Here is an 8,121-nt window from a genome sequence, read left to right as displayed (position 1 = left end):
CTTACGCGTCAGATTACGAGTAATATCTTGGGTTATAAGAATTGATTAAAAAGGACTGGCCACTAGCCAGTCCTTTTTGCGTTGTGAACATTTAAAAACTTGGACAAAAGCCAGTGAGGTCCATTTTTTAGTTTGGTTCAATCTTCTTTAATCCAGACTCGTTTATGAGTCAACATATAGGGCTGAAAATCATCGCAAAAAATGATCTACAGTTCATCATGGCACTGTTTTTCCGTCGGTATCTTAGGGGGATTGGTTTTATCTGGGACCCAATTGTAGTCATGTTTCTCAGTATGTTCATGCCATAACCCCCAAGCTCTAAGTGTGCTTTCGACATAATCCAAAGTATCAATACTTGGAGTATAATGACCAGACCGGACAGAAACCCAAACTATTTTTCCATACTTTATCTCGAGTGCCCCTGCTGACCAAACTTTACCTGGATAGTAATCATTCGATCCATACGATATTTGAGTATGGCGGACAAACATATGATGCGGCTCGTCTTCATTAGCAGGATTCCCTTCATAGGAGTAGCGTGTACTTCCATCACTAAAATACCCTTTGTCATCAGGCCTATCTGCACGACGAATAATAAACTCATTACCGTGACTATCATTACCACCAAATAAATACACATATATATATAGGCCGTCATCATCAGACGATAAATCCACTCTATCATAAAGGGTTTTCATGTATCCTGTTTGTGATTTTTTTATAGCATCTGTTGACATTGGTAGTTGATATTTCTTATCTACATCTCTAACAACGTTTGGATTTGGTCGAGTTAATGTCCAACCATTTCTATCTGGCTCTTCAGCAGAAACAATAAAAGATATAAATAAGTTATAAGAAATAACTAATAATACAATCCATTTAAATGTCATTATATATACCTCAGTTATTCAGGTGCTTCACACCAAGAAGATGAAAAATTAGTATCATTTTTACTGTGTACTTTATAGGAAGGATAATCCTCTGAATGTCTGATAACTGATGTCGCTATAATGGCTGCATCAATTGCTACTGCTCCAGCACACAAACCACCAGAACTGAGGGCGATAGATGCTGGATTACAACCTAGAAGAGCAACTGCTGATAATTCAAGAGCTTCAAAAAGGTGAGAGAAAAAAGAAGACCTCTGATGGATTGTTGAGCGGTTCGTCACTGGTATAGAGTCATGTGATAAAAACAATTGGAGTTTATTTTTATCACCAGGATGTATACTGACAATACCTATGTAAGGATCTTTCATTATAACGCCATAATAATCATCAGAATACTCAAGACTTTTACCACTCTCTCGCCATTTAATGTAACGTAATTTACTCCCATCATAATCTTCAAATACATTAGCTAATGCATCTTCATACTGGTCGCTACTTGTTGAATTTGTTTGGTTTTGTAGGACTCCAGAATCCCATGATTTAAAAACTCTATAATCTTCATCAAAAAGAGCTATTTCTAGTCGGAAAAAATCTGGATGCCAATTTTTTCCATATCGACTAGAAAATATAATAGGAGGTTTTATTTCCAATTCTTCCTTAGAATAGCCTAAAGAATAGAGGTCTATAAATTGTTCCCTTGTAGCCCAATTACTAGAGGTTTTAAAAGAACTTCCTTCAATCCCACTTTTTACGATGAATTTCCCATTAGTCTTCCAAGATTTTAATTTGTCGGGACTATTTAGTATGTTAGGTGGCATTATAAATAATACTTGATCTTCTAATCGACCTCGAGTTCCAGAGTGTTGCCATTTTATAAATCTTAATCCGGCTCCATAATGAGTGATTTTTGAAGAAATTTGATCTTTAACGTTTGCATCACTATTGTGGTTCTTATGACCACTTCTCCACTGTTTAATGACATTAAGATCTTTATCGAGCAATGTTATGTTTAAACTATATTTTCCAGAATGTTCAAGGTTTGAAAATTGTTCAGAAAATACAATGGGTGGTTGTTGGTCCAAAACTCTTGGAGAAAAACCATTTTCAACTAGATCAATAACTTGCTCTTTACTATGCCAACTATCACTGTTTATATGAAAGCCACTATCCTTACCATCAATGATGGCATTCCAATGCTTTCCAGTGGTTTTCCATCTAGATAAATTGCCCTCCGAAGCATTTGAGTTTTTTATGAGATTAATTAAATATGGGTTTGTTAGATGAGAATAATGTTGCTCGTCATAATTATCATTTACTGCTACCTCTGAGATTTCGAGAAATCGACCGTACTTTGATATTTTAATAAAATAAATGGCCCCGTAAGGAAGGTCGTTAAAATCGTAATTATATTCGAAAACTGTGGATTTTGATTCAATGACTCTTGTATCTATTTCTTGATTGGAACTATCTAGCAAAGAAATGACAGCACCATTAACTCTATTGGGATTTTTTGTATGTATACTGACAGTAAGGTCAGAACTGTTATTATTAGGGATTTTAGCCATCCACCAAGGGGAAGTATCTTTTCTACCAGTAATAAATTTTGAATCATAATTATTATCTATAACGTTAGATGGTTTATAGTTACCATTGTAAGAACTACTTGTTGCATCATATAGCTTCATCGTTGCGTAAGACGAAGAAGCAAATGAAAGCAATAAAAATATCAAACCAAACTTATAAATAACGTTAAGAGTTATTTTCATGCTACTATTATTTATATTAATCATAAATGGTCCTAGGTTTTATATTGGAATGTATAAATTACCCACTAAAAATAATTAACCTGGTGTGAATAAAATTAATATTAGATATTTTAATGATAACTTAACGATAACGATAACGTTAAATTAGAAATAATAAGGCGATAAGTATGAGGTATCCCGGATAGATTTATAACACTAGTAATGAAAATAAACATGTATAAATATAAATTTTAGATGGTTTAGTTCAGAATATATTCTGTAACATGTAGAGGTTTACTTATTCTCTTGAACGAAAACGAAATATTTTTAGCGTACATGATATTGTTATGTTCCCTAATAGGAAATGTCATATTTTCTCACTAAGCAGATAAATTTCAATGGGACACGAATGTTAATAGGACATAAGTTGGCATCAATAGGAATATACTCATTTCTCAGCGGGATATAGGGATAGACGACGATACAGGAGAAACTTATGTTAGCGATGTTCTCAAGCGGTGGAAGCGTTTTTTCCTTAGAAAATCATGTGACTAATATTCAACAACTAGGATCTCATTTATATGCCTGAAGCTTTCAAAAATATTTTTAATCCTCAACTGGTAGAAAACCTCGCTTGTCAGCTAAAACAAGTTGATAACCAGTTCGATGACAGTGCGTTCGTTGCAGCGGTTAACAGCCAACTGGAAAGTCTGGAGCTAAAACAGCGTAGTGACCTCATATGTCATCAGCTAAGCAACTACTTACCTAAGGACTTCGAGCGCAGCAGTGAAATTCTGCACCGAGTGCTGGGTGAGCGAATTGATGCTCAGGCACCTGATGCCACCATTTCGAAACCAAGTACACAACGTGGTGTGAATGGCTGGGCGATCATGCCGCTGGCGGATTATGTCTCGCGTCATGGTATGCAGCATTTCGACTTGTCAATGAAGTTACTGAAAGAGATGACTAAACGCTCAAGTTCAGAGTTTGCCATTCGACCATTTTTGAATGAACAGCCGGATCAAACAATGCTGGTGGTTCATCAGTGGGCCTTGGATGAAGACGAGCATGTACGTCGTCTGGCTAGTGAAGGCTCAAGGCCGCGCTTGCCCTGGGGAATGCGCCTTAACAAGTTTGTTAAAGACCCTCAGGCGTTGTTACCGTTACTGGAAAAACTCAAAGATGATCCAAGCGAATACGTTCGTCGATCAGTGGCTAACAACCTGAATGATATCAGTAAAGATCACCCTGATTTAGTGGCGCAAGTTGTCGGAGGCTGGTTGATTGGTGCCAGCCAAGAGCGAAAAAAATTGATCAAGCATGCTTGCCGTAGTTTGATAAAATCAGGACACCCGGCCACGTTACAAGCGTTGGGGTATGGCGATGTAGAATTGGATGAGTGTTTACTCGATATTTCCGCGCCAAAGCTCATGTATGGTGGCTCAATCCAACTGAGTGCAACGATTAAATCGACAATGAAACACGTTAAACCGTTGATGATCGACTACATTGTTCACCATCAGAAAGCGAACGGCACTACGTCACCTAAGGTATTTAAATGGCGTGTTGTCGATATAGAACCTGGTAACAGACTGACAATAAAGAAAAAGCATACAATAAAACCAATTACTACCCGGGTCTATTACTCAGGAATACATAAGGTCGAATTGCAGGTGAACGGTAAGGTAGTGGCACAGAATGAATTTGAATTAGTAATGTCATGCTGAGGGTGAAAAATTCTTGCTCTTAATTAGTTAGAACCATCACAGTATGTAGGCACCGCACCTCGATATATTCTTCCAGTGTATTAAAGGAAAAGTGTATTAATGGAGGATGCAAAAACAATGAACCTTGAGCAACAACGACAAACCGTCCAGTTAGAGTTTGTGAACAGCAAACAAAACCTAAAACTTGGTGATCTTAATGCTATTCCACTGACTTTAGACCAGCTGAAAAAAACAACCTCTCAAAGCCCTTACGTTGTAGAAACATTCAAATCAGGGTTAACTGCCATTGTGTATCATATAAGAATTGAGGGTAAAGATTGGACGCTAAAGACTAAGCGGTCGGAAAGTTTAGTACAGAATATCGATGGGCAAACTTCTTTCCTAAATGAAGTTCAAAGAAGAATTGACCTTTCAGCCTTGAAGCAATCCAACCCTGAAGATTTCCAACACATAGTGGAAACTCAATACGCTTCATTTCAAGACGGCATCATTCTTTCGCCATGGATTGACGGCGCACCATTACAGCGCCTTGATAAATCCGTGTTTGACCAAATCTTTAACACGGTTATTCATTTAGAACTCCGTGGCCTTTTTGAGTGGGATTTCTGTCCTGGCAATATTTTGCAATCAGACAGCGCTAGAATTAAGTTGTTTGATTTCGGGTACATGTACCGATTTGACCCAAAAATTCATTTCAATAGTAACGGAGTAGACACGCCAATCTTTCATGGTGTAGAACGATTTGAAACTCGCTTCTTCTTTGACTATTTATTAAAAAACCCGCTTCAGCTGTCTGAAACTGAGAAGTTTGATCTTTACAAGCTAGAGAAACACTGTGCTCTTTTGGCCTACCAAAACAAGCTTAAACAACTAAAATTGCTTGGTGCTAGTGCTCACGTTATTGAGCATCAAACGGCCATCAACAATAACTGGGAATTGGCGATCCAGAGTGCAGAAGCACTGCAAGATCTTTTTATTCAGGAAAGCTTTCGATCTAATCTTCTGGATCTTCTGGATGATATTCATGGAAAATCGTGCTCTTCCTACACAATCCAAAAATCTGATTTAGTACTCGATATGCTCACCAATAATTTTGAAAAACTTAAGAGTAACGATGGTTTCTTCTTTGGTGATGAACATCTTGATAAGCAACAGTTGTTGGTAAAGTACCAAGAGTTAAAGCAAAAAGCGTTAGATTATCAATTAATTGGAAGTACAGCGTAGTAACGACAAAATGAGCGTTGACCTAGATTGAATTTGCTTTCTCATTTTAACTGTTAGTTTCCATACAAAACCTCATGATGATTTTGCAAAATGGTTCTTATTCAGTCATATGAACTTAACAATTCAATAATTATGGTCTTTAATTCCTAGCATTGATTGTTTTGGGTTTTAATTCTGGAATATATGTGCGTATTTGGTTTTATGTATTGATAATATATTAATAGGCGAGATAATAAGCTTGTTGTTAATTTATTGTTAACCATTTGGTCGTAAGCCAAATAAGGACAAGTTATGGAAATGGAAAATAAAATTCTCATCGATGCTTTTCAAACCCCGAATGAAGTCGCACCGACACTTTGTCCGTACTTTGATGATTTACCCGTTGATAAGTATGTCGACAGTGATCATCGCTTCCGCTCATATGCGCGGTTTAAAGCGAATAAAGAAGGAGTCGAGAGATTACCTCACTGCACCTTTAATCAGTCATCGGAATTTAACCGTCTTGTTGGTGATGTAGAGCGAGATTTCGCAGAGATGGATCACGACATGGTGAACACTGTGTATTTCCAACATTTACTCAAATCGTTTATGCAAAAAACAGGGACTGACAAAGACAGCTCTGTGGTTGAGGTTCATCAAATTCGAGTGACTTGCGATTCCGATGCCACCAGTTCTCCAGCTCCTGAAGGTATTCATCAAGATGGTTATCGTTTTGTCGGTATTTTTTGTGTTCAGCGCAAAAATATAACCGGGGGATTTACCAAGATTTATATGTCCCCTGTGGAACAGCACGCTCATTTAAATACTATTTTAGAAGAGAATCAGTTCGTTATTTTGAACGATTCTCGATTTTTCCACTATATTTCCGAAACTCTGTCGAGTGAAGCGGGCAAAAAAGGGGTTCGTGATGTCTTCGTATTTACCGCTTAATTCAAGCAACGTTATGAGTTTACGTGAGCAGTTCCCTGCGTTAGGGAATCTGAACAATGGTCTGTCTCCAGTGTATTTTGATGGCCCCGGTGGAACGCAGTTACCCACTTCCGTCATCGAAGGGTTTGGCGCTTATCTTCAGCATGGTAATTCAAACCTGGGCGGGCGATTCTCTGTGAGTGAAAATACGGTCAGCCTAGTGGATGTTTGCAGGCAGAAAGCCGCGGCTTTATTTGGCGCAAGTTCAAAAGATGAAATCGTATTTGGTGCAAACATGACGACAATGGCGTTCCATTTCAGTCGTGCAATCAGCCAAGATTGGCAGGCAGGGGACGAGATCATTCTTAGCGATGCTGATCACGGGGCCAATCGTTCTTCATGGGCGATGGCGGCCGAAGACAAAGGTGTAACAGTCCATTATGTTCCCATTAAGGATGCCAGCTGTAATCTTGATTTAGAGGTTTTTCAGTCACTGCTTAATGAAAAAACACGCCTTGTTGCGATGACCGCAGCCAGCAATTTGTCTGGAACTTTCGTTGATATTAAGAAGGTGACTGATCTTGCCAGAGCAAATGGCAGTGTGGTGTTTATTGATGCTGTCCATCTTTTGCCTCATCAAATTCTCAATGTCCAGAAGTTAGGTGCTGATTTTGTTGCTGGCTCTGCGTACAAGTTTTTTGGCCCTCACTTAGGGGTACTTTTTGGTCGTCAAGCATTGTTGGAGAAATACCGACCTTACAAGGTTGAACCTGCTCCAACGTATGCTCCCAACTGTTGGGAGACTGGGACACTTAACTTTGAAGCACTCTCAGCGTTCTCTGGCGCAATTGATTACCTAGCTTCGTTAGGCGAAGGACCAAGCTTGCGTGCTCAACTAGAGTCGGCATATGGCAATATTCATCAGTATGAAACGTCACTGTCGAGCTATTTTTTAGAGCGCCTAAATGAATTTCCTACCATTGAACTTCTGGGTGAATCTGGTACAGATAATCGAACGGCGACCTTTGCCCTTCGTTTTGGTGAGGTTGACCCTGCAAAGGTGGCGACACACTTAGGTGAGCATGAAATATATACGTGGAGTGGTCACTTATACGCGGACCGGCTCACCGATGCACTGGGTGTGACGCAAAAAGGAGGCATTCTTCGTGTCGGCTTGATGCACTACAACACCAAAGAAGAGATCGACCGATTTTTTCAGGTATTGAGCGACATGTTTGTTTAGTACGCTTCTGTTAATTGTCCGTTCTTCTTATCATGATCAAAGAGCCACAAACTGAGGCTCTTTGATTATCTACCATCATTGTCTGCCATCATTATTTGCTATCATCCTCTATCGATTTTTTCATGACAATCGTAAAGTCGCGTTGGTCATACCCATCAATAAGTTCCACGTTGTCGCACAGGGTTTTACAATAGCGAACGATTCCTTGTTTGTTGTACCCCGTTAAAAAAGGCTGCTTGGGAAAGGTGCTTGAATCGAGCAAGTTAAAGATGATGGCTTCATTCGCCATGACATACATATGCGAAATCATACCTGTCAGATAGTCAGGCTCTCGGCTGCGGTAGTTCAATGAGCCGCTCGCTATGACAATATCGGCATTGTTG

The 8,121-nt window shown here is 39.0% G+C and carries 6 protein-coding genes and 1 pseudogene; 4 read left to right on the top strand and 3 right to left on the bottom strand.

The features are described 5' to 3' along the window. Nucleotides 1–206: 206 nt before the first annotated feature. Both ACP45E_RS05310 and ACP45E_RS05305 read right to left on the bottom strand, forming a co-directional pair. On the bottom strand, nt 207–890 hold the full coding sequence (locus ACP45E_RS05310) for a hypothetical protein (RefSeq protein ID WP_017034827.1): 684 nt from the start codon (nt 888–890) through the stop codon (nt 207–209). A gap of 14 nt (nt 891–904) precedes the next feature. Beyond that, nucleotides 905–2,680 carry a hypothetical protein gene (locus ACP45E_RS05305; RefSeq protein ID WP_017037543.1) on the bottom strand — a complete coding sequence of 592 codons (1,776 nt, stop codon included), beginning with the start codon at nt 2,678–2,680 and terminating at the stop codon, nt 905–907. Between the two features lie 536 nt (nt 2,681–3,216). Here ACP45E_RS05305 and ACP45E_RS05300 point away from each other — a divergent pair. The 4 genes from ACP45E_RS05300 to ACP45E_RS05285 all read left to right on the top strand — a co-directional run bounded on the left by ACP45E_RS05300 (nt 3,217) and on the right by ACP45E_RS05285 (nt 7,738). Next, nucleotides 3,217–4,362, top strand: a complete 1,146-nt coding sequence (locus ACP45E_RS05300) for a DNA alkylation repair protein (protein WP_017037544.1) — start codon at nt 3,217–3,219, stop codon at nt 4,360–4,362. Between the two features lie 99 nt (nt 4,363–4,461). After that, a complete protein-coding gene (locus tag ACP45E_RS05295) occupies nt 4,462–5,586 on the top strand; it encodes a hypothetical protein (protein ID WP_017037545.1) in 1,125 nt (374 codons plus the stop codon). A gap of 291 nt (nt 5,587–5,877) precedes the next feature. Then, nucleotides 5,878–6,516: a 2OG-Fe dioxygenase family protein gene (locus ACP45E_RS05290; RefSeq protein WP_017034823.1), complete on the top strand. Its 639-nt coding sequence runs from the start codon at nt 5,878–5,880 to the stop codon at nt 6,514–6,516. Continuing rightward, nucleotides 6,494–7,738, top strand: a complete 1,245-nt coding sequence (locus ACP45E_RS05285; RefSeq protein WP_017037546.1) for a cysteine desulfurase-like protein — start codon at nt 6,494–6,496, stop codon at nt 7,736–7,738. Before ACP45E_RS05290 ends, ACP45E_RS05285 begins: the two co-directional genes overlap by 23 nt. Before the next feature lie 91 nt (nt 7,739–7,829). Here the strand turns inward: ACP45E_RS05285 and ACP45E_RS05280 are convergent. Next, nucleotides 7,830–8,121: pseudogene (locus tag ACP45E_RS05280) on the bottom strand (class I SAM-dependent methyltransferase); the annotation flags it as partial.

The organism is Vibrio genomosp. F10 str. 9ZD137 (genome assembly GCF_049974785.1).
In the GTDB taxonomy this organism is placed as follows: Bacteria; Pseudomonadota; Gammaproteobacteria; order Enterobacterales; family Vibrionaceae; genus Vibrio.
The sequence above is the reverse complement of the archived record's forward strand: the minus strand, read 5'-3'. Positions and strand labels throughout refer to the sequence as shown.